This is a genomic window from Arthrobacter sp. NPDC058097, assembly GCF_042884885.1.
Classification (GTDB): Bacteria; Actinomycetota; Actinomycetes; order Actinomycetales; family Micrococcaceae; genus Arthrobacter.
Genome location: NZ_JBHVSZ010000005.1, coordinates 251,555 through 276,074, shown reverse-complemented (window position 1 = coordinate 276,074; position 24,520 = coordinate 251,555). Strand labels below are relative to the sequence as shown.

Genomic DNA, 24,520 nt, shown 5'->3' with positions numbered 1-24,520 from the left:
CTTGCCAATACTGTGTGGTGCGGGACTGGGAAAGGACCGCGGGATGCAGGGGCTAGCGCTTGAGCAGGATGTCGTGCGTCTGCAGGACGTCCTGGCGCATCTGCTCCACGAGGGCTTCAGGTCCACGGTATGCCACCATGCCGCGGAGCCTGGCCACGAACTCGACGACTACTGTCTGGCCGTACAGATCGAAGTCCTCGATGCGCTCTTCCGGCCTGTCGATGACATGTGCCTCCACCTGGCGGCTCACGCCGTCGAACGTGGGGTTGGAACCAACGGAGATGGCGGCCGGCCAGCGGGTCCCCGCCTCATCGACGAGCCAGCCCGCGTAGATGCCGTCCGCCGGAATCAGGCCGCTCGCATCGCTGGAGAGATTGGCGGTGGGAAAGCCGAGGTCGCGGCCGCGCGCCGCGCCGTGGACCACCTCGCCCCGCATGCGGTGAGCGCGGCCCAAAACCGCGCCAGCGGTGCCGACGTCTCCCTCCCGCAGCGCCTCGCGCACCCAGGTGGAGGAACAGCGGCGGTCCGTTCCGCCGTCGTCATGCAGCGGGAAGCCTTCGGAGCCGAACTCGCTGATGATGAGGACCTCAAAGCCGAACTTCTCGCCGAGCTCCTGCATGGTGTTCAGGTCTCCGGAGTTCCCCTTGCCGAACCGTGTGTCGTGGCCGATCACCACGTGGCTGGCGTGGAGGCTGTCCACCAGGACCGAGCCGACGAATTCTTCCGGGGTGAGGCTGGCGAGCTCCAGGGAGTACTTCATGACCAGAATGGCGTCCAGTCCGAGCTCGCCGAGCGCCTGCAGTTTGTCCTCCAGGCCCATGATCAGTTCGGGGGCGCTTTCCGGCCGATGGACCAGGGCCGGATGGGGGTCGAACGTCACGGCAACCGACCTGGCGTTGTTCAGCCGCGCGGTCCTGATGAGCTGGGACAGCACCTGCTGGTGGCCGCGGTGGACGCCGTCGAAATTGCCGATAGTGACAACGGAAGGACCAAAGTCTTCGGGGACCTCGGTCGGATCGTTCCAGATGTGGACCATCAACCTCGCCTTTTACTGCCTGACAGAACTTGCTCCCGGCGCGCCAGGGCCGGAACTCTCTAAGGTTACCCGCAATCACAGCCTGCCACGGACGCCCGGTTCGGTGGCCCGGCGAGCGAGGCGTGGCTGGCCCGGCGGGGCCTACCTTAGGCAAGCACGCGCGGCTAGGATGCAAAGGCGACGGCCGGGCAGCGCTGCCCCGAGCTATCTGAGTTTCATTCGCGTTTTAGCCGCACAGATCGCCTGCGAGATGAGCGGGCCGGAAGGAGCCACGCCATGAGTGATATCCAGGAGCTGTTGGGACAGATCCCGGTCCAGCAGATTGCTTCCCTGCTGGGGACTGATACGGCGTCCGCGCAGGCCGCAGTGGAAGCCGCCGTGCCGACGTTGCTTGCCGGAATGCAGAGCAACGTCCAGGCGCCCGATGGCGCCGCAGCGCTGGAGTCCGAGCTGGCCAGGCACCGGAACGGACTGGCCGACGGCGTCGTGGACCCGTCGCAGGTTGACACCCAGGACGGCGAAAAGATCGTTGGCCACGTCTTCGGCGGCCAGCAGGACCAGGTGGCCAACCGGCTGGCCGGGACAGCGAACCTCGGCGGTGTGGGCGGCGACCTCGTGCGCAAGCTGCTGCCGATCCTCGCGCCGATCGTCATGTCCTACCTGGCCAAGAAGGTCCTCGGCGGCGGGCAGGATTCGGGGGCACAAGGTTCCCAGTCGTCCCCGGCGGGTGGGGGCGGGATTGACCTTGGAAGCATCCTCGGCGGAATCCTGGGCGGCGGCCTCGGTGGCCTTGGCTCGGGAGGACAGGGTGGCAGTGGACAGGGCGCCGGCGGGCCTGGTTCGGGCGGACTCGGTTCAGGCGGGCTTGGCGATATCCTGGGCGGCATCCTTGGCGGCGGCTCGCAACCGCAGCAGGCTCAGCTGAACGAGCAGGACCAGGAACCGCCCACGCAAGCCGGCGGCGCGCCGGGTACAAATGATTCGAGCCAAACGAACGGCTCAGTGCCGGCAAATGATTCAGCGCCGCCGGCGCACCGTTCCGTGACGCCCGGTGAGCTGATCGAGGTGGACCTGCCCGACGAGAACCGCTGACCCGGAACCGTGGTTCCTAGGCCGCATTGGTTCCGAGACAGCAGCGGTTCCCAGACAGCAGCGGTTCCTAGACTGCCCGTGCTGACGGCCGCCGTCGGTAGAGCCAGATGAGGCCCAGGATCGGCAGGATGAGGGGAACGAAGGCGTAGCCGCGGCCAAAGGCGGACCACACGGTTTCGTGCGGGAACTGCACGGAATCGAACAGGCTCAGCGCCCCCACGATAATGACACCGACCAGTTCCACCAGGACGGCCACCAGGGAAACCTTGAACCAGGTGCGGCCGGCCTTGGCCAGCGACACCGTGGCCACGACGTAGACGACGGCGGCGAAGGCGGAAAGCAGGTAGGCCAGCGGTGCCTCGGAGAACTTGGTGAGGATCTGGTAGCCGGCCCTTGCGGTGGCCGAGATGGCAAAGATGGCGTAGACGGCGATAAGGAGACGGCCGGGGCCGGTGTTCCTCGTGTCGGCGGGACGCTTGCCGGTATGTTCGGACGTATCAGTCAACTTGCGTGCTTCTTCCACTTCAGTACCAGATCTGATTCATGCGGGCGGCCATGACGAGGGCAGTAACTCCGACGGCGGCCAGGACGAAGTTGCTCCACCGGGTCCGTTCCAGGATGGACCAGTACACGGCGGCGAGGGGCAGCAGGAGAGCGGTGGCGAGGTAGCCCCAGAACTCCCAGGCCTCCCCGGCGATCTGCTCCCCCGCAATGACCCGCACTATGGAGCCCACGAGGTAGATCAGCAGGGCCAGTTCGACGGCGGCCACCGAGAGGATGGTGATGTCGTTCGGGGCCTTCTTCATGATGCCGGCCGCCACACAGATGAGCGTGGACAGCAGGCCGACAGCCAGGATGATGTAGAAATACGCGTCCAACTCTAGGCCTGCCCGCCGCCGTCGGCACGGGAACCGTTTGGGACACCTGCGTCGGTGTCGGAAGCGTTGGAGCTGCCGGAACTGTTGGAGCTGCCGGGTCCCGTTCCCGGGGCGAAGACCAGAACGGGTTTGGCGAAGCTTCCGCTGTCGGCGAGCAGCGCCACCAGCGATCCGTCAGGCGCGAACGCGGCTGCGGGCTTTTCCGCCGTGGCGGCGCCCGGCGTGCCCGCCGGGGTTCCGGCCGCAATGCGCCGGCCAAACGAAATCTCGGTGGTTTCGTCGGCGCTCAGTTCCCGGTTGGGCATGAGCGCCCTGGCCGCCTGCGACATTTCCAGGATTTCGAGGTCTTCGGCGAGCTCTTCGAGGGTGCGCGCCTGGTCCAAGGAGTAGGGACCCACGTTGGTCCGCCGCAGTGCGGTCAGATGACCGCCGACGCCGAGGGAGTTGCCGAGGTCCCGGGCGAGAGCGCGGATGTAGGTGCCCGAGGAGCATTCCACCGTCACGTCGACGTCCACGACGTCCGTGTCGTGTCCGGAGGCCTGGTCCCGGCGGATTCCGTGGATGTCGAAGCGGTGGATGGTGACGGGCCGGGCGGCCAGCTTTACCTCTTCCCCGGAGCGGACGCGGGCGTAGGAGCGTTCGCCGTTAACTTTGATGGCGCTGACGCTGCTGGGCACCTGCTGGATCTCCCCGGTGAGGGACTCCACGCCGGAGCGGATGGCGTCCTCGGTCAGGGATGCGGCACTCGTCCGGCTGACCACTTCGCCCTCGGCGTCGTCGGTGATGGTGGACTCCCCCAGCCGGATGGTTGCCGTGTAGGTCTTGGACGTGCCCACGATGTACGTGAGGAGCCGCGTGGCCTTGTTGATGCCGAGCACCAGCACGCCGGTGGCCATGGGATCCAGCGTTCCCGCGTGGCCCACTTTCCGGGTACCGGCGATCCGCCGCATCCGTCCAACCACATCATGGCTGGTCCATCCCTGCGGCTTGTCCACTATTACCAGTCCAGAAAGCACGCCTATCAGTATATCGGGCACGTGGCCGGGTTATTGGGGAGGCGGCCCGCTCGTCGGGGCCGCTGCCGCGCCCGGCGCTAGGATGGCACTCATGCCCGAGCTTTCCCCGCACATACTCGACGTACCCGTCAACCAGATTCGCGAGATCACCGAGGCGGCGTGGCGCACCCCCGGGGCGCTGATCCTGAGCATCGGGGAGCCCGGGTTCCCGCTCCCCCGCCATGTCCTGGATGCCGGCATCGCATGCCTGGACCGTGACGAGACCAACTACACGCCGAACGCCGGCATCCCGCCGCTCCGTGAGGCATTCGCCGCCAGGTTCCGCGAACAGTCCGGAATGGATATCGGGGCGGACCGCGTATACGTGGTCGATGGCGCCCAGCAGGGCCTGCACTTCGCGATGAGCCTGCTGCTCGCACCCGGCGACGAAATCCTGATTCCCAATCCGGGCTATCCCACGTTTGCCATGACCAGCCGGCTGCTGCATGCAGTCCCCGTGGAGTATCCCCTGTACCCCGCGCACGATTTCCAGCCCCGGATCGCGGACATCGAAGGGCTCATCACGGACCGGACGCGCGTACTGATGCTCAACTCGCCGTCGAACCCTTTGGGAGCGGTCCTCCGGGAAGACCTGACCCGGGAACTGGTGGAACTGGCCCGCCGCCACGATCTGTGGATCATCTCGGACGAATGCTACGAGGCCTTCACGTACGACGTCCCGCACGTGAGTCCCGCCCGGTTCGACAGCACCGCTCCGGGCGAGGCACGCGTGTTCACGTCGCTGACGCTGTCCAAGACCTATGGGCTCACCGGTCTGCGCATCGGGGCGCTGATCTGCCCGCCCGGGCTGGAGCAGCGGATGAACAACGTCATGGAGGCGATCGTCTCCTGCGTGGCGTCGCCGTCCCAATATGCGGCTCTCGCCGCTTTGACCGGACCCCAGGACTATGTGTCGCAGGCCCACGCGCATTACCGTGCCAACCGCGACGCGGCCTCGGCCGTACTGGCAGAGAAGGGCATTCCCTTCCTGAGCGCACAGGGGGCGTTCTACCTGTGGGCGGACGTCTCGCACGTGAGCGGCGGAAACGTCCGGGCCTGGGTCAAGCAGTTCCTTGCGGAAGCCGGAGTCTCCTTTGCCCCCGGAACTGCCTTTGGCTCAATCGGCGAGGGCTGGATCCGGATCGCCTTGTGCGGCGAGCAAAGCGAACTGGTCGAAGGCGTTGGCAGGCTCCCGCGCAGGCCGGCGGGTGGCGAGCGTCAGTAGTCGGTGCGTTCGGCGTTCTTGCGCCAGGCATCGAACGGATCTTCCGACGTCGGAACCGGGGTGTGGCTGACCGGCAGCAGTTCCGGCCGGGCGCCGCCGAAATATTCGTAGAAGAGCGCGTCGTCGAATCCCGCGGCGGCCGCGCCGTGCCGGTCGGCGGCGAAGTACACCCGGTCGATCCGGGCCCACAGCGCAGCGGCGAGACACAGCGGGCAGGGCTCGCAGCTGGCGTACAGGACGGCACCACTGAGGTCGAAGTTTTGGGTCTCCGCAGCGGCGGTCCGGATGGCCACTACCTCGGCATGGGCGGTGGGGTCGTTGTCCCGCGTGACGCGGTTGACCCCTTCGTGCACGGTGCCGTCGGCCGTCACCACCAGCGCGCCGAAGGGACCGCCGCCGGCTGCGACGTTCCGTTGGGCCAGGGCCACGGCCTCGGTCAGGTGTTGGGTCACGTCTGCAGCTGGTGGTTGGGCGCGCATGGTCTGATCATAGTCAGCCGGATGGCGCTGCGGGACAGCCGGGTGCCGTTCATTCGTGTTGGGGGCGGGAGTGGAAGTAGTTGTTGCGGCGGGGTTTTTGTCGGGGGTCGAGTTCCGGGGGCGGTTTGAACCATGGGACCTGGTTGGTGACTTCGATGGTCCAGTGTTCTTTGTGGATGAGGTGGTGGTGGTGGCTGCAGAGCAGGACGCCGTTGCCGGTGCTGGTGGTTCCGCCCCTGGACCAGTAGGTGATGTGGTGGGCTTCGCACCATGCGGCGGGGATGGTGCAGCCGGGGAACGCGCAGCCCTGGTCGCGGGCGGTGATGGCCTTGCGGATGTGCGGCGGGAAGACGCGCGAGGCGCGGCCGATGTCCAGGATCCGGCCCTGGCTGCCGAGGACTATGGGGATGATGTCGGCGTCGCAGGCGATTTTGCGGATCGTGGCCGGGTTCACCGGGCCGCCGAACGCGAACAGGGCCGTGCCTTGGTTGGCCCCGCCGGTATTAGTCCGACGGGCAGATCTCGGCTGCGGACCCTGTTCGTTTTGGCCCCGCTGGGCGCCGTGGGCCCATTGTGCGTCTTGCCGGTGTTGGAGGTCGGCGAGGAGGTCGCGGTAGTTGATGGTGACCAGGATCTGGGGCCGGTGCCCGCCGTTGGCGGGCAGGGTGTCGGTGGTGAGCACTGTTTGCAACGCGCCGACGAGCCCGTCGAGCCGCTTCTGCCCCTGTGAGCGGTGGTCCAGGAAGACCTCCGGCGGGTCCGCGGTGTCCCAGCCGGCCAGGCTGGCCGGTTCAGCGTTGCCCGCTCCGTCACTACTCATTCCACCGACACCTGTTTCGCCGCCCGTTGCGTCGACGCCGGACCCGTTTCCCTGGCGTTTGGCCCGGGGCGTGGCGCGGGGGTTGGTGGCGGCGTTCATGACTGTGGTGATGGTTTCGAACTGTTCGGCGGTCGCGAAGATTTCCAGGTGCTGCAGGCCGTGTTTGGGGCGGCGGATGAAGGCGCCCTGGATTTGCCGGAGGGCTGCTTCGGAGGGTTCGGTGCCGTCCTGGTCGATGGCCTCGGCCCAGTGTTTGGCGACCCTGGTGAGGAAGTCGGCGTCGTTCTCTATCGCGGCGCGGGTCAGGTCGTGTTCCATCGCGGCGGTGTGGTCCGGGGTGGTGAAATGCCGTGCCCGGTCCAGGGCCAGGGTGATCGTGGTCGCGGCGCGGGAGCTGATCCGGGCGGTGTTGACCGCGGCGGCGAGTTCTTCGTAGCGGGGCGGGAGCTGTAGCCCGCCGAACCCGGTCCGGGGCAGGACCGAGTCGGCCAGCCCGAGCCGGCGGCGGGCTTCGGCGGAGCTGATCCGCAGCCTGTCCCGGAGGAACTCGACACTGTTCCGGGACCCGTCATCCCCCGGTGAAGGCTCAGACACCGCGACGGTGACGGGCTCGGGGTCGGGGACCAGGGGTGATGCGGCGGCGGTGAGTGCGGCCGTGCGGGACCGGTCCACCGCCCCGGCGGCGATCACCTGCAGGCGCTCCACCCTCCGGGAGAGCCGCTCGACCCGGCCGGCGAAGTCCGCGGCCTGCCCGAAGCCCCACACCGCGGCGTCCTCGGCGCTGATCGGGTCCTGTTCCAGCAAAGCCAGCGCCTGATCAACCGCGTCCCTCTCATGGACGCCGACGTACGCCCCGGCAGGAACGCTCCGAAGGGCGTCGGCACCCACAAAGGCCGGCTCAAAAGCCAACCCACGCACACCGGGCCCGAAGGCCCGATGTGCGGTGAATCCCCCAATGGCTTCCATGGAACCAGTCTGATGCGGGGGTCTGACATTAACAGCCCCGGCGGCGAGGGGCGAGCCCGCTGGAGCCCCGCCGTCGGAAACCCCGCCGCTGAACCGGCTACCGCCGTCGTCCTCGGAAACAGAAGCCAACCCGCCGGCACCGGGCCCTAAGGCCCGATGTGCGGTGAATCCCCCAATGGCTTCCATGGAACCAGTCTGATCAGGGAGTCTGACATTTTTCGTCTTGGCCGCAGCCTCAAGCGAAGTTTTGGCCCATCGACATGCCCCGAAAGCCGGGCTTAGAATAACGCGCGTCGGGGGACCCGTTTTTCGGACCACATATCGGTCTCAATGCTTTGGATGCGCAACGAAGACATTGGAGACGATATGGAAAAGCAACGAGCACTTTTGGCGGCTGTCGCGGCTGCCTCACTCCTCTTGTCGGCGTCCCCGGCGGGCCACGCGGCCCCGGCTGGCAAGGCCGCTGCGGCCCAGTCGGCACCCACGGTGCTTGCCAAGAGCCTGCTGAGCCCGCTCCACCTCAGCGACGGACCGGGCGGTTCGGTTCTGGTCAGCGAGGAGTTCAAGGGTCAGCTGACGAAAATCGCCCGCGACGGCAGCAAATCGGTGGTCTACCGGAACGCGGCCTGGGACGTGGCCGGCAGCGACCGCCGCGGCCACACCATTTACCTGGCCGAGAGCCAGGGCGCCGGCCCCATGGATCCGAGGCCGATGGCCGGACACATCAGGAGCATTGACGCGGACGGCAAGCAGCGGACGTTCGGCAACCTTGCCGCCCTGGAGATGAAACACAACGCCGACGGCGGCACCAGCTACGGTTTCAAGGATCTGCCCGCCACCTGTGCAGCGAAACTCCCGAAGGACGTGCCCATCTCCTACAAGGGCCAGATCGATTCGCATCCCTATGGAATCGATGTTTACGGCGACACCATCTACGTAGCCGACGCCGGAGCCAACGCCATCGTGTCGGTCGACGCGGAGTCAGGCGAGGCCGAAACCGTTGCCGTGCTGCCCGCCCGGCCGCACACGTTCACCGCCAAGGAGGCAGCGGCCCTCAAACTTCCCGGCTGCATCGCCGGCCACACCTACCGCTTCGAGCCCGTGCCCACCGACGTCAAGCGCGGACAGGACGGCTGGCTGTACGTCTCGGTGCTGCCCGGCGGCCCGGAGGACCCCGTGCTGGGTGCCCGCGGAGCGGTCTACAAGATCAACCCCCACAATGGCCGCGTGAAGCTGTTCGCCGACGATGTGATGTCACCCACCGGTCTGGACATGGACGACGACGGGCATGTGTACGCCGCGTCGCTGTTCGGTGGGGGCGTGCTGAGGCTGTCCGCCCACTCAAGCAAGCAGACAGTGGTGCTTCCGGGCATGCTCACGGCCGATGTGGACATCAGGGGCGAAAGCATCTACGCCACGGTCAGCTCCCTGCCCGCACCGAATGCGGCTCCGGACGGCCGCGTGGTGAAGGCTCCGCTGGATGACTAGCGAAAAGTAGGAACCGGGAAAGTACGGAACAAAAAAGTAAGGGTGCGGCCGGATCATGTAGATCCGGCCGCACCCTTACAGCGCCTGGCGGCATGTGCCCCGCGGAGCAGGGCGGTGCAGAACACGGAACGCTAGCGGTTCCGGTCCTCGTCGATTGCCTCGTCGTCGGCCAGGTCGAGGTCCTCTTCGTCGAAATCGTCTTCGTCGATGTCCACGTCCAGCTGGGCGTCGCTCTTGTACGGGTCGGCCTCGCCTGCATGCTTGGCGTTCTTGGCCAGTTCGGCCACTTCAGCGTCGCGCTGCTTCGCGGTGCGCAGCAGTTCCTCGAGGTTGGAAGCATTCACGGGGATCTGGTCCGCCACAAACTCAAGCGTGGGAGTCAGCCGTGCAGTGATGTTCCGGCCCACTTCCTGCCGAAGCACGCCCTTGGCCTTCTCCAGCCCTTTGGCAGCATCAGCCTGCACAGCCTGGTCGCCGAACACGGTGTAGTAGACGGTGGCATGCTGCAGGTCATTGGTCACACGGGCGTCAGTGACAGTAATCCCCTCAAGCCGGGGATCCTTCACCTTCCGGCCCAAAGCCTCAGCAACAACAACCTTAATCCGCTGCGCCATCTTGGCAGCGCGTGCCGGATCAGCCATTTTTACTCCTAGAAAGATTGGGGGTACGACGGCGCTCTTACGCTTGCGTACACAAGTCAGGTAACTGCCACGCGCCCAAGGCGGGCCAACGAGGTACTACCGTTGGGTTTCTCCGGCGGCCTGGGAGTGGCATCGGTCCGGCGAAGGGGCGGGGCCGCCGGGAAAACCCAACGGCCCCGCACCTCGGAACGCGAAACCGCTTAGACGCGCGGCTTCTCGCGCATCTCGAAGGTCTCGATGATGTCGCCCTCGGTGATGTCGTTGTACGAGCCAAGGCCGATACCGCACTCGAAGTCCGTGCGGACCTCGGTGACGTCGTCCTTGAAGCGCTTGAGCGTCTCCACCGTGAGGTTGTCGCCAATGAGCTTGCCGCCGCGGGTGATGCGGGCCTTCGTGTTGCGTCGGATGGTACCGCTGCGAACGATGGAACCTGCGATGTTGCCGAACTTGGAGGAACGGAACACTTCGCGGACCTCGGCCGTGCCCAGCTGGACCTCTTCGTACTCCGGCTTGAGCATGCCCTTGAGGGCCAGCTCGATGTCATCGATTGCTGCGTAGATGACGGAGTAGAAGCGCATGTCCACGCCTTCGCGGTCAGCCAGTTCGGCAACACGCTCGGCCGGCTTGACGTTGAAGCCGATGATGACGGCGCTGTCGACCGTTGCCAGGTTGACGTCGTTCTGCGTGATCGCACCAACACCGCGGTGGATGACGCGGAGCTGGACGCCTTCGCCGACGTCGATCTTGAGCAGCGCGTCTTCGAGGGCTTCCACGGCACCGGAGACGTCACCCTTGAGGATGAGGTTGAGGGTGTCGATCTTACCTTCGGCGACGGCCTGGTCGAAGTCTTCCAGGCTGATGCGCTTGCGGCGCTTGGCGAGCTGGGCGTTGCGCTCAGCGGCTTCACGCTTCTCGGCGATCTGGCGGGCGGTACGCTCGTCGGCGGTCACCAGGAAGGTGTCACCGGCGCGCGGCACGTTGGACAGACCGAGGACCTGGACCGGGCGGGAAGGCAGTGCCACGTCAAGGGCCTCGCCGTCCTCGTCGAACATGGCGCGGACGCGGCCGTGGGCCGTACCGGCCACGATGGTGTCGCCGACTGCGAGGGTACCGGACTGCACCAGGACGGTGGCCACGGAACCGCGGCCCTTGTCCAGATTGGCTTCGATGGCGATGCCTCGAGCAGCCTTGTCCGGGTTGGCCCGCAGGTCAAGCGCGGCGTCGGCGGTCAGCAGGACGGCGTCGATCAGCTCGTCGATGTTCAGGTTCTGCCGGGCAGAAACCTCAACGAACATGGTGTCGCCACCGTATTCTTCGGGAACCAGGCCGTACTCGGTGAGCTGGCCCTTGACCTTGTCCGGGTTCGCACCTTCCTTGTCGATCTTGTTCACGGCCACGACGATCGGCACGTTGGCCGCCTGGGCGTGGTTGAGTGCTTCAACGGTCTGCGGCATCACGCCGTCGTCCGCTGCCACAACCAGGATGGCAATGTCCGTGACCTTCGCACCACGGGCACGCATGGCGGTGAACGCCTCGTGACCCGGGGTATCGATGAAGGTGATGTCGCGCAGCGAACCCTCGTGCTCGTGGCTGATCTGGTAAGCACCGATGTGCTGCGTGATGCCGCCGTGCTCGCCGGCAACGACGTCAGAGTTACGGATGGCATCCAGCAGGCGGGTCTTACCGTGGTCAACGTGACCCATGACGGTGACTACCGGAGGACGTGCCTCGAGCTCTTCGTCGCCTTCGGCCTCGAGTTCGGCCTCGACGTCGATATCGAACGTGCTCAACAGCTCGCGCTCTTCATCCTCGGGCGAAACGACCTGCAGCTTGTAGCCGAGTTCCTCACCGAGCAGTGCAAAGGTGTCCTCGTCCAGCGACTGGGTTGCCGTTGCCATTTCACCGAGGTGGAAGAGCACGGTAACCAGTGCGGCGGGGTTCGCCTCGATCTTGTCAGCGAAGTCCGTGATGGACGAACCACGGCGGAGCCGGATAACAGTGTTGCCGTCGCCGCGGGGTACGCTCACGCCACCCAGCGACGGTGCGCTCATCTGCTCAAGTTCCTGGCGCTTTGCGCGCTTCGACTTGCGCTGCTTGCCGCGGCCTGCGCCGCCCTTGCCGAACGCACCCTGAGTGCCACCGCGACCGCGGCCACCCTTGCCGAAGCCACCGCCGGCCGGAGCACCGCCGCCGCCACCGGGACCGCCGGTTCCGGGAGCGCCGGGGCGGCCGGGACCGCGTCCGCCGCCACCGGGACGGCCGGCGCCTGCAGGTGCCGGACGCTCGGTGCGGTTAGGCATCATGCCGGGCGTGGGCCGGTTTCCGCCGGCACCCGGACGGGGACCGCCGGGGCGGGGGCCACCTGCACCGGCCGCCGGACGCGGGCCGGGCGTAGCGCCGGGACGCGGAGCACCGGGACGGGGTCCGCCCGTACCGGCTGCCGGACGCGGGCCACCGGGACGCTCGCCGTCAGTGCGGCCGCCGCCGGGACGGGGCATGCCCTGGGAAGTTGCAAACGGGTTGTTGCCCGGGCGCGGCGGACGTTCGCCGTCTCCTCCACGGCCACGGGGCATGCCCTGGGACGTGGCGAAGGGGTTGTTGCCGGGGCGGGGGCCACCGGGACGCGGAGCGCCGCCCGGACGTGACGGAGTCTCGGCCTTGGGCGCGGGACGGGCACCAGGCTTGGCACCGGTGGAGGGCGCAGCAGGCGTTGCGGCAGCCGGAGCCGCCGGAGTGGCGGGAGCAGCCGGAGCTGCGGGCGCCTCGGCCCTGGGAGCCGGTGCCGGTGCGGGAGCCGGAGCAGGTGCCGCGGCCTTGGGGGCAGCAGGACCGGGAGCCGGCGCGGGACGGGATTCCGCCGGCTTCGCCGGGGACTTGGGGGCGGCTGCGGGGGCTTCGGACTTCGAAGCGGCGGCAGCCGGGAACGCGTTGCGGAGTTTCCGCACCACGGGGGCCTCAATGGTGGAAGAGGCGGAGCGAACAAATTCGCCCAGTTCCTGCAGTTTGGTTACTGCATCTTTGGAAGTAATACCGAGCTCTTTTGCAAGCTCATGTACGCGGACCTTGGCCACATTTCTCCTGTCTCGGTCCGCACCGAGCCAGGCACGAACCGTCTACTTCTTACTGCGGGCCCCCGCTGCTGTTACAGCTGAAAGGCCCATTGCAGAGCGCAACAAAGTTGTCATCGTTACGCACTCATCGCTGGGAACTCATCGGGTTTCCATCAGATTTCTGACCCGCTTTCAGGTTGGACGGTTGGTACTGCAGACGCCGGGACATCCGCAGCGTGCGTTCCTGCCGTTATCCGGCGTTCGACGGCGGCGGTTCCGATTGACCCGTTCAGGGCCCTTCCGAAGGCTCGCCGCTTGACCGCCAGTGCCAGGCACGCTTCGCTGGGGTGCAGCCATGCACCCCGGCCAGCCATCCGGCGTCGTTCATCCACCACGACGGCGGACGAACCGCCGGTGTCGGAGACGAGCCGGAGCAACTCTGACCGCGGCCCCTTTTTCCGGCATCCGATGCAGGTACGCTGCGGCTGATTCCCGAGTTGTTGCACGTGTGCCACTGCCGAGTATCTTCCTGCCTGTACCTATCTGCGTGCCCGGCCGCCCGCCACTGCCTTTCGGCAGGCCTGCTTTCCCCAGGTCTGGCTTTCGACAGGTCTGAGCGCACGAACACGCTGATGCCGGCCGCTGGGCGCGGCCAAGTTCTATTCTAGCCCCTCACGGGGCCCATACCCGAAACCGGAAACCGAAACTGCCCGCCGCGGGGGCGGCCAGACCGGTCAAGCCAAGGGCCTGCGCCGGACGGTTTTTCCGCCGTCCGGCCGGCGCTTCTAACCGCGCGGAGCGGCGGCGTCGGAGACGATATCGATCCGCCACCCCGTCAGCTTGGCGGCGAGGCGCGCGTTCTGCCCCTCCTTGCCGATGGCCAGGGAGAGCTGGTAATCCGGCACCACGACGCGGGCCGAACGGGTTGCTTCATCTGTGATAGTGACTGAATTCACGCGCGAGGGCGACAGTGCGCTGGCGATGAACGTGGCCGGATCCTCGCTGAAGTCAACGATGTCGATCTTTTCGTCGTTCAGTTCCGTCATGACCGCCCGCACGCGGGAGCCCATTTCACCGATGCACGCACCCTTGGCGTTGATGCCCGGGGTGTTTGCCTTGACCGCGATCTTGGTGCGGTGCCCGGCCTCGCGGGCCAGGGCGACGATCTCCACTGAGCGGTCGGCGATCTCCGGGACCTCCAGTTCGAAAAGCTTCCGAACCAGGCCCGGGTGCGAACGGGACAGCGTGATGGACGGGCCCTTGGTGCCGCGGTGCACGTCGATCACGTACGCGCGCAGCCGGTTCCCGTGGATGTACTTCTCGCCCGGCACCTGTTCCGGCGGCGGAAGCAGGGCCTCCACGGTGCCTAGGTTGACCTGGATCATGTGCGGGTTGTTGCCCTGCTGGATCAGGCCGGCAACAAGTTCACCCTCACGGCCCTTGAATTCGCCCAGGACGTTGTCGTCCTCAACGTCGCGCAGCCGCTGCAGAATGATCTGCCGGGCGGTACTGGCGGCGATGCGGCCGAACCCGGCCGGCGTGTGTTCGAACTCGCCGATGGGTGCGCCGTCGTCGTCGATTTCCGTGGCCCAGATGGTCACGTGGCCGCTTTTGCGGTCCAGCTCCGCGCGGGCCTTCTCGAAGGCGCCCGGCGACTTGTGGTAGGCGACGAGCAGTGCCTGCTCGATCGTGGGGATGAGGAGATCCAGCGGGATTTCGCGCTCACGCTCCAGGAGTCTCAGCGCGCTCATGTCAATATCCATCAGGCCTCCTCAGAAGGTCCATTGTGCTCAGTTTCCAGACCGGCCTCGTCGAGGCGGCTGAACTCAATTTCGACTTTTCCGCTGCGGATCTTGTCGAAAGGAAGTTTTACGGGGTCGCCCTGCCTGGGCTTCATGCCCTTTTTCACGGCGATTTCGGGGACGATGGTCACGCCGGCGTCGTCGACGGAGCTGATCCTGCCCGTGACGTTCTCGCCCTGGATCACGTTAACGCTGACCATGCGGCCGCGGGCGCGGTGCCAGTGCCGGGGCTCGGTCAGCGGCCTGCCCACGCCAGGCGATGAAACTTCAAGGTCGTAGGGACGGCTGTCCGTGCCGGGGTCGCTGTCCAGGATGTCGGAAAGCTCCTTGGAGATGTCTGCGATGACGTCAAGGCTCACCCCGCCCGTTTCTTCCTGCGGCAGATCCACTACGACGTGGACCACGCGGTTGGAACCTGCGATGTGGATGGCAACATCCTCCAGGTAAAGCCGGTGCGACTGGACTGCGGGTTCCAGCAGCGCCCGGAGGCGTTCAGCCTCGGGATTGTGGACAGCCGCGGGCCCAGCCTTTCCCGCGTCGGTCCGGTCTGATGAAGTCGTGGCTTCTGCATTGCTCACGATGCCGGCCGCCTCCCGTTAGATGATGTTGTGACTACTAGCGTAGCGATTTTCCGGGCACCTTGGTGCACGGACTTCCCGCCGGCCGTGACAACATGGTCTGTTGTGAATGACGACAGCGGGCGAAAAAGAAGGCCGGCCAGCTATCTCCGGTACGGCCTGCTGGCACTCGCCGCATTCCTGGTTCTGAGTCTCGGTTTTGCCCTGATTCCGCGGGAATCCCGGGCACCGGCAGCGCCTCCATTCTCCGAGCAGGCGCGCGCCGCCGCCCTCGCCGAAACCCTGGACATGAGGACGGCCAGCCAGCAGCTCGCGGACGAATCGTCCGGCGCCCGGCGCCAGCTGTTTTCGCACACTGTGACTTTGCTGACTACGCAGGCGCGGGCGCTCCTTCTTCCGGGCGGCACCACCGCCGGTTCTGCGGCCGGCACAAGGTCAGGAGCCGACGCGTCTGGAACCACAGGGCCGTCCGCCACGGCATCATCAGGCGCAGCACCGTCGGGCACCGCAACCCTGCCCGCTTTGGTGGCCGCGCTCTCCAAGAGCGGCAAGGCACGTCTCGTCCATGCCGAGAAGGCCGACGGCGGGATGGCCCGCCTGCTCGCCGCGGTGGGAACCGCCCAACTGCTTCAGGCGACGACGCTGGCGCAGGCAGCAGGGACGCCGCCGCCTGCGCTCCAGCCGCCGGCGGCAACGCAGCGCAACGCGGCCACGGCATGCGCCGCGGCCACCCCTTCCGGCACCAGCACCGGATCACAAGACGGCGCCCGGTCGAGCACCGGTGGCCAGCCTGCCCAAGCAGCGGACCCGGCTGGCAGTGCCACGCTGGCCGCCGCCCTCAACCGGGTGGTCCGGACAGAAGTCGAGACGGTCTACGGCTACCAGGTGGCGTTGACACGCCTCGACGGGTCCGCCGCGGACCGGGCCGCCGCCCTGCTGGCCACCCACGAGACCCTGGTTGGCCAGGCAGAGGCGTACACACGTGTGCACTGCGTGTCAGTTCCTCCCCGTGAACCGGGCTACACGCTGGGCACCTCCTTCCTGCAGAAACCCGCTGCGGGGCTGGCCAGCCTGGAAGCCGGAACGCTCCCGGTCTATGGGGACCTGGTGGCCCTGAGTGATGGTGAGACCCGGCGGTGGGCCGTCTCCTCGCTCGTTGCCGCTGCCCAGCGGACCATGCGCTGGGGGTCCGATCCGGGGCCGGTGCCCGGCATCGTGCTGGACACTGCGCTCCTGCCGGAGCTTCCGGAACCGGCAGCCTCGGTGCGCCAGACCGACGGCGGCGCGGCGGCAACACCCGCACCGTAGACGCCGGAGCGGGCTGTCCCACCGGCTAAAGGTCTTTCTTGGCTTCAGCGGAGTGTCACGGGTCGGCCGGTGACATCGCACTGGCAGGCAGCTGCCCCCAGGTGGTTTGCTGGAGCCATGGATTCAGCGGACAAACCGGCGTTGCCCCCTGACGGGCAGCACGCCAATGAACCCCACGGCAACGACATTGTGCACCGCCTCAACTGGCTGCGTGCAGGTGTCCTGGGGGCCAACGACGGCATCGTGTCGGTCGCGGCGATTGTGGTGGGCGTGGCCGGTGCGACCAGCGAGCACGGCCCCATCCTCGCTGCCGGTGCCGCCGGACTCGTGGGCGGTGCCGTGTCCATGGCCCTGGGCGAGTACGTCTCCGTCAGCAGCCAGAGCGACAGCCAGAAGGCGCTGATCGAGAAGGAACGGCGCGAGCTTGCCGAGGAGCCGGAAGAGGAGCTGCTGGAGCTCGCAGCGATCTACCGGAGCAAGGGCCTCAGCGAGGAGACCGCCCGGAACGTCGCCCGGGAACTGACCGAGCACGATGCCCTGGCCGCGCACCTGTCCGCCGAGCTCAACATCGACGAACAGGACATCGTCAGCCCCTGGCATGCCGCCTTCGCCTCGGCCATCGCCTTCACACTGGGGGCCATGCTGCCGATGCTCGCCATCCTGCTGCCGCCAGAAAACATTCGCGTTGCTGTGACCTTTGGCGCCGTCCTGCTGGCCCTGGCCGTGACGGGCGCCATCGGGGCGTGGATCGGCGGAGGGTCGAAAACCCGTGCGGGGGCACGCGTGGTGGTGGGCGGCGGCCTGGCCCTGGCTGCGACGTTCACCATTGGCAACCTGCTGGGCGCCAGCGGCATCGTGTAGGTGACACCCAATCCATCGGCTAGGAGTTTTTGTCCATTTGTCGCGACTTCAAGGGCCTTCAGCGGCCATTATCTGGACAAAAACTCCAAGCCAAACGTGACATTCCACCTACCCAATCCGTAAGGCCACCTCAACTACGCTGGAGCTGTGAGCCCGCCACCAGACGTTTCCATCCCGCCGGACCTGACGCGCCGCTATTCCCGCAGCTCCGCCGGCCGGGCCTGGCTGGCGTCGTTGCCGGACATGATCCGCGGACGGCTTGACCAGTGGCAGCTTGAGCTTGACTTGGAACCCGGAGCCCTTCCCTGGAGCGGACACGGCGGGGTTGTGGTGCCGGTCCGCGCAGCAGGACGGGCCGCCGCACTGAAGGTGGCCTTTCCCCATGATGAAGCCCTGGTGGAACGCCACGCGCTGGCGCTGTGGAACGGCTATGGGGCGGTCAAGTTGCTGGCCTCCGACGCCGGAACGTGCTCCATGCTCCTCGAGCGGCTGGATGCGGGAAGGTCGCTTCGGACAGAGCCTATGGACACTGCCGTTGAGGTGTGGGGCAGCCTGATGCGGCAGCTCAGCCTCCTGCCCGACGGCCGGCCGCAGTGGCAGGAGTTTGTGCACGTGGCCGCAAGGGCGGAACAGTGGAGCGACGACCTGCCCGCCGAATGGGAACAGCTGGGCCGTCCCTTTCCCCGGTGGCTGCTGGAAGCCGCTCTCGAGGTCTGCCAGACTCGCGGCGCCGTAGGCCGCCGCTCCTCCGAGGACGTCCTGGTGAACACGGACTTCCACTACCTCAACATCCTGGCCAGGCTGGACGCACCCGGATCTGGGTCCGGGATCCCCTCAACGGTGAATGTCGCCGCCGACGGCTTTGCCGCCATCGACCCCCAGCCGATGGTGGGTGAGGCTGAATTCGCCGTGGCTCCCGTGCTCTGGAACCGGATCCCGGACCTGCCGGCATCGGATCCGGCCGGCGGACTGCTGGCGAGGTGCCATGACTTCAGCGTCGCGGCCGGGCTGGACCCGGAGGTGGCCCGGCAGTGGAGCCTGGCCCGGGAGGTGGACAACGCGCTGCACTACGCCTCGAGGACGGGCCACGGCGGCGACATGGCACGCTCGCTTTGGGTGGCCAGCACGCTTGCCGGGCGGACCCTGGACGGGCTTCCGGCTGCCCACGACTTGCCGGAACCGGGCGAGGAAGCCGTGAATTCTTTCCCGTCCTAGGACCGTTGGGCGCGAGGACACGCTCACGGGAGCCGGCTCAGGCGAAGTTCTCCTGCCACACGTCGAAGGCAAGCTTCACGATCAGGGCGAAAACCACCGCGAGGAACACCACACGCACAAACTTGCTCCCCTGCCTTACGGCAGTGCGCGCGCCGAGGTAGCCCCCGGCCATGTTCGCCGCGCCCAGCAGCAGGCCGACTCCCCAGAGCAAGGATCCGTGCGGGAGGAAGAATATGAGCGCCCCGGCATTCGTCGCCATGTTGACGATTTTCGCCTTGGCGCTGGCCTCCAGGAAGGCGTAGCCCATCGCCGAGACCAGCGCGATCACCAGGAACGATCCGGTGCCGGGTCCGATCAGGCCGTCGTAGAACCCGATCACCGCACCGATGGCGCAGGCCACCACGTAGTGCGTATGGCCTTCATGCCTCAGCTCGGTGAGGTGTCCGGCGTCGGGCTTCAGGGCAGTGAACAGCGCGACCGCCACCAAGGCCACCACGATGATCGGCTTGAACACCTCCGCCGGCAGCCGGGTGGCCAGCAGCGCCCCGCCGAAGCTGCCGGCCAGCGCGATCACTGCCATAGGCAAGGCTGTCCGCAGATCGGGCCGGACGCGGCCGTAATACGTGACGGCGCTGGTGGTGGTGCCGAAAACGGAGCCCATCTTGTTCGTGGCCAGCGCCTGTACCGGGGTGATCCCCGGCACGAGCAGCAGCGCCGGAAGCTGCAGCAGTCCGCCGCCGCCCACGACGGCGTCCACCCAGCCTGCGGAGAAGCCAGCCACCACTATCAGGACGATAGTGGCAAGCTGGATCGACTCAAACCCCGAGACCACCTGGAGGGTCGGGCGTCAGTTGCTGCGGACGGCGTTGACCACGTAGTCAACGGCCTTGTCCACGGCCACGTTTTCAGCCTCGCCGCTGCGGCGGTCCTTGATTTCGACGACGCCGTCCGCCAGTCCGCGGCCGACGGCCAGGATGGTGGGGACGCCGACAAGCTCGGCGTCGCCGAACTTGACGCCTGGGGAAACCTTGGGCCGGTCGTCGTAGATGACCTCCAGGCCCGCGCCTTCCAGCTCGAGGGCGAGCTGCTCAGCGGCGGCGAAGATCTCCTCGCCGCGGCCGACGGCCACCACATGCACATCGGCCGGAGCCACGGAGCGGGGCCAGACGAGGCCCTTGGCGTCGTGGTTGGATTCCGCCAGGGCGGCCACGGCACGGGTGACGCCCACGCCGTAGGAACCCATGGTGACCACCACCTGCTTGCCGTTCTGGTCCAGGACTTTCAGTTCCAGGGCTTCGGCGTACTTGCGGCCCAGCGCGAAGATGTGGCCCATCTCGATGCCGCGGGCCGTTTCGAGCGGTCCGGAGCCGTCCGGGGCTTCGTCGCCGGCGCGCACTTCGGTGCACTCGATGACGCCGTCCCAGGTGAAGTCGCGTCCCGCCACGAGGCCATAGACGTGCTTGCCTGCCATGTTGGCGCCGGTGATCCAGGCCGTGCCGTTGACGACGCGCGGATCCACCAGGTAGAGGAGCTTGGCGGCGCCTTCCAGGCCAAGGAGAGGCTCATTCAGGGACATGCCCGGGCCGAGGTATCCGCGCACGATGAGCGGGTTGCGGGCGAGGTCCTCCTCGCCGGCGGCTTCCACGGCGATTTCGCCGGCCACCGGGAGGTAGGCGCCGATGTTGGCCTCGACGCGCTTGAGGTCGACGCCGCGGTCGCCGGGGACACCGAGGACCACGATCTGGCGTTCCCCGGTGGGCAGGGTGACGGCGAGAACAACGTTCTTGAGCGTGTCAGCGGCAGTCCAGGGGCCGCCGTCGGCCTCGCTGCGCGGCGCGAGCTCATTGGAAGCAGCCACGAGCGTGTCGATCGTGGGCGTGTTCGGGGTGTCCCGGATCAGCGCGGCCGGAGCGTTGGTGAAGTCGATTTCGGCCGGAACCACGGTGGTGACGGCTTCGACGTTGGCGGCGTAGCCTCCGGCGGAGCGCACGAAGGTGTCCTCGCCTACGTCGGTGGGGTGCAGGAATTCCTCGCTCCGGGATCCGCCCATGGCCCCGGCCGTGGCGGTCACGGGGATGACCTCCAGGCCGAGCCGTTCGAAGATCTTCAAGTACGCCGCCCGGTGGGCGGCGTAGCTGGCGTCCAGCCCGGCGTCGTCGACGTCGAACGAGTAGGAGTCCTTCATGATGAATTCGCGGCCGCGGAGCAGGCCGGCGCGCGGACGTGCCTCGTCGCGGTACTTGTTCTGGATCTGGTAGATGCTCAGCGGCAGGTCCTTGTACGAGGAGTACAGGTCCTTGACCAGGAGAGTGAACATCTCCTCATGCGTGGGAGCCAGCAGGTAATCGCCGCCCTTGCGGTCCTTCAGCCGGAACAGCCCTTCGCCGTACTCGGTCCAGCGGTTGGTCGCCTCGTAGGGCTCCTTCGGAAGCAGCGCCGGGAAGTGGACTTCCTGCGCGCCGATCTCTGCCATCTCTTCGCGGATGATCTGCTCCACCTTGCGCAGCACGCTCAGTCCCAGCGGCAGCCAGGTGTAGATGCCCGGGGCGGCGCGGCGGATGTAGCCCGCGCGCACGAGCAGCCGGTGGCTGGCCACCTCGGCGTCGGCGGGGTCTTCACGCAGGGTGCGCAGGAAAAGCTTGGAGAGTCGAAGAACCACGGGTAGGTGTCCGTTTCTGGGGGAAGTGCTGATTGTCTGGGTACTAATCTACCGGCTGGGCAGCAGTACAGGTTTCGGCGCCCTGTGGCAGCTGAACAGAAAAGCCACGCCCCGCAGGTGAAGCCCCTGGCCGTTTCCGGCTGGTCATCCCTGTGGTGGCGTGGCTTCGCGGCCGGTCATGCCGCTAATTCTCTGAGACCACCCGAGTCCGAAAACGCGGTTAGAAAGAACCTATGTGATAGCCGTCACCGATTCAAATTCAGTTTGGCTGGGAGATCCCGGGTGGAGCGGTCTTTAGCGCCGGACCGGGGCGGCTACTTGACCAGCGCTGCGGCTGAGTTCAGGAGCTTTCCGGCCCTGGAGCTGGCCTCAGCCTCGCTGGAGCCGCCGATGGCAAGAACGGTGATCAGGACTCCGCGCTTCACTGCCTGCGTGGTGACCATGGACTGCGTCCGGCCGTCGGGCAGCCCTGTGTCCGTCCTGTAGGCCATTGCGCCGGGTACGGATCCGATGCCGCTGAGCTGGGTCACGGTGACAGAAACCCGCACGCCCGACACGGTCATGGACATGTTCGCGCACTTCTTCAACTCCGCGGCCTGGGCAAAGCTCTTCTTCAGAAACGCGGCATCCAAGCCGGAGGTAAGGGCAATGAGTGTAGTGACACCGGTCGCAGCTTCGAGGCTCGTACCCATCGCGGCCGCCGCGCCCGCCACCGACGGGGCGCTCCCTGCGACCGCGAGTTCCCGGCACACCGCAGGCTCCACGGCTGCCGACGCCACCATGCTCTTGCTCTGCTCCACGCTTCCTGAAAGGTCGGCGCTGGACATCACGGACAGCTTCCTGCCGCCGGCGTCGCGCAACTGGCCCACCAAGGCTGTCAGTTCGGCGCTCGTGTATTTCTTGATCGGCGTCGCTGTGGGAGTTGGCGTCGGCGTCGCTTTGGGGCTCAGCGCTGCGGCAGGCGTGGAAGTCGCGGCCGCAGACGCCGTGGCCGTCGCTGCGGCGCCCGCTAGAAGAGAACTGTAGCGAAGGTCCCCACCTGCTGGAAGCCAACACGTTCGTACGTGGCCCGAGCCCGGGAGTTGTAGTCGTTGACGTACAGGCTGGTGACGGGAGCCATCTTCTGGGCCAGCAGCACCACGGCCGCCATATACCCGGCGCTTAGGCCGAGACCCCGGTGGCTGGGATTCATCCAGACGCCCTGCACCTGGGTAACTTCGGCGGTGACGGCGCCGAGCTCGGCCTTGAACACGACTTCGCCGTCCTTCAGGTGGACCAGCGAGTGGCCCTGGCGGATCAGGCCCGCCACCCGGCGGCTGTAGAAGTCGCGGCCGCCGAGGTAAGGCGAGTAGCCAACCTCTTCTTCGAACATCGCCGCACATGCGGGCAGAATGGCGTCAAAATCTGCGTACTGCCCGTATCCCAGCTCCCAGTTCGGCTCCACGGCCGGGGCGCCGGTGATGGTCATGAGCGGCTGGTCGGGCCGCACCTCGTGGGCAACGTGCCCCAGCTCCTCCAGGTGGCGGTGCAGGGCAAGGACCGTGGCTGCCGGACCGAAGATCGACGCATACCGGCGTCCGGAGCGGTGGGCCGCAGCAGTCACCGGGCCGGCCAGTTCGGGGGCGAGCTGCACGGGGACGAGGTTGGCGCCTGCCCAGCAGGCGCCAACCAGCACGTCGTCGTCGAAAACGCCCAGGACGTTCGCGCCGCCCGGAGTGGGCGCGGCGGAGTCCGTGGACTCCAGGTGCGCCAGGATGAACACGTTGGCGACCGGGTCAATCTCTGCCAGTTCGCGCAGTTGACGGGTGTCCGCAACACCCAGTACCCGGACGGTGGAACCGTCCGGCGCGGCGCCGTCCTTATGAGACGCTAACCACGGGGCTACCCTTGACAGCATCTTCGCCATCGGCCTCCCCCATCTCTTCCGCGATACGCATGGCCTCTTCGATCAGTGTCTCAACAATCTGGCTCTCAGGGACAGTCTTGATGACCTCGCCCTTCACAAATATCTGGCCCTTTCCATTGCCGGAGGCGACGCCGAGGTCAGCTTCCCGTGCCTCACCCGGACCGTTGACGACGCAGCCCATGACGGCGACGCGCAGCGGGATTTCCATTCCCTCGAGGCCTGCAGTGACCTGCTCGGCGAGGGTGTAGACGTCCACCTGGGCACGCCCGCAGGACGGGCAGGAGACGATTTCGAGCTTGCGGGGGCGCAGGTTCAGCGACTGCAGGATCTGGTTGCCCACCTTGATCTCCTCGACGGGAGGGGCGGAGAGGGAGACCCGGATGGTGTCGCCGATGCCGCGCGAGAGGAGGGCGCCGAATGCTGTGGCCGACTTGATGGTTCCCTGGAAGGCGGGGCCGGCCTCCGTCACGCCGAGGTGCAGCGGCCAGTCGCCCTTCTCGGCGAGCATTTCGTAGGCCGCCACCATGACCACGGGGTCGTTGTGCTTGACGGAGATCTTGAAGTCGTGGAAACCGTGCTCCTCGAACAGGGAGGCTTCCCAGACCGCCGATTCGACCAAAGCCTCCGGGGTGGCCTTGCCGTACTTCTTCAGGATGCCCGGCTCCAGCGATCCGGCGTTCACACCGATGCGGATGGACGTGCCGTGGTCCTTGGCCGCCGCGGCGATCTCCTTGACCTGGTCGTCGAACTTGCGGATGTTGCCCGGGTTGACGCGCACCGCGGCGCAGCCTGCCTCGATGGCGGCGAAGACGTACTTCGGCTGGAAGTGGATGTCCGCGATGACCGGGATCTGCGACTTCCGGGCGATGATCGGCAGCGCCTCGGCGTCATCGGCCGACGGGCAGGCGACGCGCACGATGTCGCAGCCGGATGCGGTCAGCTCGGCGATCTGCTGAAGCGTGGCGTTGATGTCCGTGGTGGGCGTGGTGGTCATCGACTGCACGCTGATGGGGAAATCGGAACCGACTCCGACGGAGCCCACTTTGATCTGGCGCGTCTTGCGGCGCGGGGCAAGAACGGGCGGCGGTGCGGATGGCATTCCCAGGCTGACCGAGGTCACGTGGACTCCTTGTATTCGAAAATCGGTAGTGCGGGACGGCTAGGCTGCGTGCTCAGCCAGGAGGCCGGTCACGGGCGCCCATTCGGTGGTCCGGGTGCCGGAAATCACGCCAGCAGCAGCGAAAGGATCCTGCCGCAGGAGCTCGTTGAGTGCAGCTTCGTCAGCCGCTTTGAAGATGAGCAGGGCGCCCGCGCCGTCGCCATAGGGTCCGCTGGCAAGAAGCGTGCCGTCCTGCGCCAGTCCGGCAGTCCATTCGCGGTGGGCGGGGCGGGTGGCCGCGCGCGTTTCGGAGGACTCGGCGTCGTATACGTACTCAACAGCAAAAACAGTCATAGAGATAC

24 protein-coding genes are annotated in these 24,520 nt (G+C 67.0%); 7 read left to right on the top strand and 17 right to left on the bottom strand.

Translation table 11 applies throughout. From position 1 onward, the window contains the following. Positions 1-52 precede the first annotated feature (52 nt). Positions 53-1,036, bottom strand: coding sequence for a bifunctional riboflavin kinase/FAD synthetase (locus ACFVTE_RS11195; RefSeq protein ID WP_387100316.1), 984 nt, complete (start codon positions 1,034-1,036; stop codon positions 53-55). Between the two features lie 276 nt (positions 1,037-1,312). On the opposite strand from ACFVTE_RS11195, the gene ACFVTE_RS11190 reads away from it, so the two are divergent. Continuing rightward, on the top strand, positions 1,313-2,128 hold the full coding sequence (locus tag ACFVTE_RS11190) for a DUF937 domain-containing protein (protein ID WP_387100313.1): 816 nt from the start codon (positions 1,313-1,315) through the stop codon (positions 2,126-2,128). Positions 2,129-2,195: 67 nt separating this feature from the next. Here ACFVTE_RS11190 and ACFVTE_RS11185 read toward each other — a convergent pair whose 3' ends face one another. The 3 genes from ACFVTE_RS11185 to truB are packed head-to-tail and all read right to left on the bottom strand — an operon-like array spanning position 2,196 to position 4,022. Continuing rightward, entirely contained in the window at positions 2,196-2,633 is a 438-nt protein-coding gene (locus ACFVTE_RS11185; RefSeq protein WP_387100311.1) for a hypothetical protein, read from the bottom strand. A gap of 19 nt (positions 2,634-2,652) precedes the next feature. Continuing rightward, complete coding sequence (locus ACFVTE_RS11180) at positions 2,653-3,006, bottom strand: hypothetical protein (protein WP_387100308.1); 354 nt, start codon at positions 3,004-3,006, stop codon at positions 2,653-2,655. A 2-nt stretch (positions 3,007-3,008) separates the two neighbouring features. After that, positions 3,009-4,022: a tRNA pseudouridine(55) synthase TruB gene (gene truB / locus ACFVTE_RS11175; protein ID WP_387100305.1), complete on the bottom strand. Its 1,014-nt coding sequence runs from the start codon at positions 4,020-4,022 to the stop codon at positions 3,009-3,011. A 91-nt stretch (positions 4,023-4,113) separates the two neighbouring features. Between truB and ACFVTE_RS11170 the strand changes: the two genes are divergently transcribed. Next, positions 4,114-5,286: a pyridoxal phosphate-dependent aminotransferase gene (locus ACFVTE_RS11170; protein WP_387100302.1), complete on the top strand. Its 1,173-nt coding sequence runs from the start codon at positions 4,114-4,116 to the stop codon at positions 5,284-5,286. Here the strand turns inward: ACFVTE_RS11170 and ACFVTE_RS11165 are convergent. Then, positions 5,280-5,765 (bottom strand): nucleoside deaminase, encoded by a 486-nt coding sequence (locus tag ACFVTE_RS11165; protein WP_387100300.1) that lies wholly within the window; start codon positions 5,763-5,765, stop codon positions 5,280-5,282. The genes ACFVTE_RS11170 and ACFVTE_RS11165 overlap by 7 nt on opposite strands. A 49-nt stretch (positions 5,766-5,814) precedes the next feature. Continuing rightward, on the bottom strand, positions 5,815-7,551 hold the full coding sequence (locus tag ACFVTE_RS11160; protein ID WP_387100298.1) for a DUF222 domain-containing protein: 1,737 nt from the start codon (positions 7,549-7,551) through the stop codon (positions 5,815-5,817). A gap of 366 nt (positions 7,552-7,917) precedes the next feature. Here ACFVTE_RS11160 and ACFVTE_RS11155 point away from each other — a divergent pair, with 366 nt between their 5' ends. Beyond that, a complete protein-coding gene (locus ACFVTE_RS11155) occupies positions 7,918-9,039 on the top strand; it encodes a ScyD/ScyE family protein (RefSeq protein ID WP_387100295.1) in 1,122 nt (373 codons plus the stop codon). Positions 9,040-9,170: 131 nt separating this feature from the next. Here ACFVTE_RS11155 and rbfA read toward each other — a convergent pair whose 3' ends face one another. The 5 genes from rbfA to rimP form a co-directional block, all read right to left on the bottom strand. Then, positions 9,171-9,680, bottom strand: coding sequence for a 30S ribosome-binding factor RbfA (rbfA, locus tag ACFVTE_RS11150; protein WP_387100293.1), 510 nt, complete (start codon positions 9,678-9,680; stop codon positions 9,171-9,173). 200 nt (positions 9,681-9,880) lie between these two features. Then, positions 9,881-12,751, bottom strand: coding sequence for a translation initiation factor IF-2 (gene infB, locus ACFVTE_RS11145; protein ID WP_387100290.1), 2,871 nt, complete (start codon positions 12,749-12,751; stop codon positions 9,881-9,883). A 152-nt stretch (positions 12,752-12,903) separates the two neighbouring features. After that, a complete protein-coding gene (locus ACFVTE_RS11140) occupies positions 12,904-13,236 on the bottom strand; it encodes a YlxR family protein (RefSeq protein ID WP_387100532.1) in 333 nt (110 codons plus the stop codon). Positions 13,237-13,515: 279 nt separating this feature from the next. Then, complete coding sequence (nusA, locus tag ACFVTE_RS11135; protein WP_076798160.1) at positions 13,516-14,493, bottom strand: transcription termination factor NusA; 978 nt, start codon at positions 14,491-14,493, stop codon at positions 13,516-13,518. Next, positions 14,493-15,110, bottom strand: a complete 618-nt coding sequence (gene rimP, locus ACFVTE_RS11130; RefSeq protein ID WP_387100288.1) for a ribosome maturation factor RimP — start codon at positions 15,108-15,110, stop codon at positions 14,493-14,495. The genes nusA and rimP overlap by 1 nt, the downstream gene beginning before the upstream one ends. Positions 15,111-15,215: 105 nt before the next feature. Here rimP and ACFVTE_RS11125 point away from each other — a divergent pair, with 105 nt between their 5' ends. The 3 genes from ACFVTE_RS11125 (at position 15,216) to ACFVTE_RS11115 (ending at position 18,494) form a co-directional block, all read left to right on the top strand. Beyond that, positions 15,216-16,418 (top strand): DUF4439 domain-containing protein, encoded by a 1,203-nt coding sequence (locus tag ACFVTE_RS11125; protein WP_387100285.1) that lies wholly within the window; start codon positions 15,216-15,218, stop codon positions 16,416-16,418. Between the two features lie 117 nt (positions 16,419-16,535). Beyond that, on the top strand, positions 16,536-17,279 hold the full coding sequence (locus ACFVTE_RS11120; RefSeq protein WP_387100282.1) for a VIT1/CCC1 transporter family protein: 744 nt from the start codon (positions 16,536-16,538) through the stop codon (positions 17,277-17,279). 147 nt (positions 17,280-17,426) lie between these two features. Next, positions 17,427-18,494 carry an aminoglycoside phosphotransferase family protein gene (locus ACFVTE_RS11115; RefSeq protein WP_387100280.1) on the top strand — a complete coding sequence of 356 codons (1,068 nt, stop codon included), beginning with the start codon at positions 17,427-17,429 and terminating at the stop codon, positions 18,492-18,494. Between the two features lie 37 nt (positions 18,495-18,531). Here ACFVTE_RS11115 and ACFVTE_RS11110 read toward each other — a convergent pair whose 3' ends face one another. From ACFVTE_RS11110 to ACFVTE_RS11100, 3 genes are all read right to left on the bottom strand, one after another. Then, positions 18,532-19,326, bottom strand: a complete 795-nt coding sequence (locus ACFVTE_RS11110) for a sulfite exporter TauE/SafE family protein (protein ID WP_387100278.1) — start codon at positions 19,324-19,326, stop codon at positions 18,532-18,534. Positions 19,327-19,341: 15 nt separating this feature from the next. Then, on the bottom strand, positions 19,342-21,153 hold the full coding sequence (locus ACFVTE_RS11105) for a proline--tRNA ligase (RefSeq protein WP_387100275.1): 1,812 nt from the start codon (positions 21,151-21,153) through the stop codon (positions 19,342-19,344). 314 nt (positions 21,154-21,467) lie between these two features. Next, positions 21,468-21,785, bottom strand: coding sequence for a hypothetical protein (locus tag ACFVTE_RS11100; protein WP_387100273.1), 318 nt, complete (start codon positions 21,783-21,785; stop codon positions 21,468-21,470). Positions 21,786-21,801: 16 nt separating this feature from the next. Here ACFVTE_RS11100 and ACFVTE_RS11095 point away from each other — a divergent pair, with 16 nt between their 5' ends. Continuing rightward, the gene (locus ACFVTE_RS11095) at positions 21,802-22,179 is read left to right on the top strand and encodes a hypothetical protein (protein ID WP_387100271.1); all 378 of its coding nucleotides are present in this window, start codon (positions 21,802-21,804) and stop codon (positions 22,177-22,179) included. Here the strand turns inward: ACFVTE_RS11095 and ACFVTE_RS11090 are convergent. The 3 genes from ACFVTE_RS11090 to ACFVTE_RS11080 are packed head-to-tail and all read right to left on the bottom strand — an operon-like array spanning position 22,163 to position 24,512. Continuing rightward, positions 22,163-23,050 carry a GNAT family N-acetyltransferase gene (locus ACFVTE_RS11090; RefSeq protein ID WP_387100530.1) on the bottom strand — a complete coding sequence of 296 codons (888 nt, stop codon included), beginning with the start codon at positions 23,048-23,050 and terminating at the stop codon, positions 22,163-22,165. The genes ACFVTE_RS11095 and ACFVTE_RS11090 overlap by 17 nt on opposite strands. Beyond that, a complete protein-coding gene (gene ispG / locus ACFVTE_RS11085) occupies positions 23,013-24,179 on the bottom strand; it encodes a flavodoxin-dependent (E)-4-hydroxy-3-methylbut-2-enyl-diphosphate synthase (protein WP_331573793.1) in 1,167 nt (388 codons plus the stop codon). Before ispG ends, ACFVTE_RS11090 begins: the two co-directional genes overlap by 38 nt. A gap of 39 nt (positions 24,180-24,218) precedes the next feature. Beyond that, positions 24,219-24,512, bottom strand: a complete 294-nt coding sequence (locus tag ACFVTE_RS11080) for a YciI family protein (RefSeq protein ID WP_354261805.1) — start codon at positions 24,510-24,512, stop codon at positions 24,219-24,221. Positions 24,513-24,520 lie beyond the last annotated feature (8 nt).

Coding starts and splice junctions, on each gene's coding strand:
- ACFVTE_RS11120 (WP_387100282.1), top strand. CDS start 16,536: ATGGATTCAGCGGACAAACCGGCGTTGCCCCCTGACGGGCAGCACGCC.
- ACFVTE_RS11090 (WP_387100530.1), bottom strand. CDS start 23,050: ATGCTGTCAAGGGTAGCCCCGTGGTTAGCGTCTCATAAGGACGGCGCC.
- ACFVTE_RS11160 (WP_387100298.1), bottom strand. CDS start 7,551: ATGGAAGCCATTGGGGGATTCACCGCACATCGGGCCTTCGGGCCCGGT.
- ACFVTE_RS11095 (WP_387100271.1), top strand. CDS start 21,802: ATGAGTGTAGTGACACCGGTCGCAGCTTCGAGGCTCGTACCCATCGCG.
- rbfA (WP_387100293.1), bottom strand. CDS start 9,680: ATGGCTGATCCGGCACGCGCTGCCAAGATGGCGCAGCGGATTAAGGTT.
- ACFVTE_RS11165 (WP_387100300.1), bottom strand. CDS start 5,765: ATGCGCGCCCAACCACCAGCTGCAGACGTGACCCAACACCTGACCGAG.
- ACFVTE_RS11190 (WP_387100313.1), top strand. CDS start 1,313: ATGAGTGATATCCAGGAGCTGTTGGGACAGATCCCGGTCCAGCAGATT.
- nusA (WP_076798160.1), bottom strand. CDS start 14,493: ATGGATATTGACATGAGCGCGCTGAGACTCCTGGAGCGTGAGCGCGAA.
- ACFVTE_RS11170 (WP_387100302.1), top strand. CDS start 4,114: ATGCCCGAGCTTTCCCCGCACATACTCGACGTACCCGTCAACCAGATT.
- ACFVTE_RS11195 (WP_387100316.1), bottom strand. CDS start 1,036: ATGGTCCACATCTGGAACGATCCGACCGAGGTCCCCGAAGACTTTGGT.
- ACFVTE_RS11155 (WP_387100295.1), top strand. CDS start 7,918: ATGGAAAAGCAACGAGCACTTTTGGCGGCTGTCGCGGCTGCCTCACTC.
- ACFVTE_RS11080 (WP_354261805.1), bottom strand. CDS start 24,512: ATGACTGTTTTTGCTGTTGAGTACGTATACGACGCCGAGTCCTCCGAA.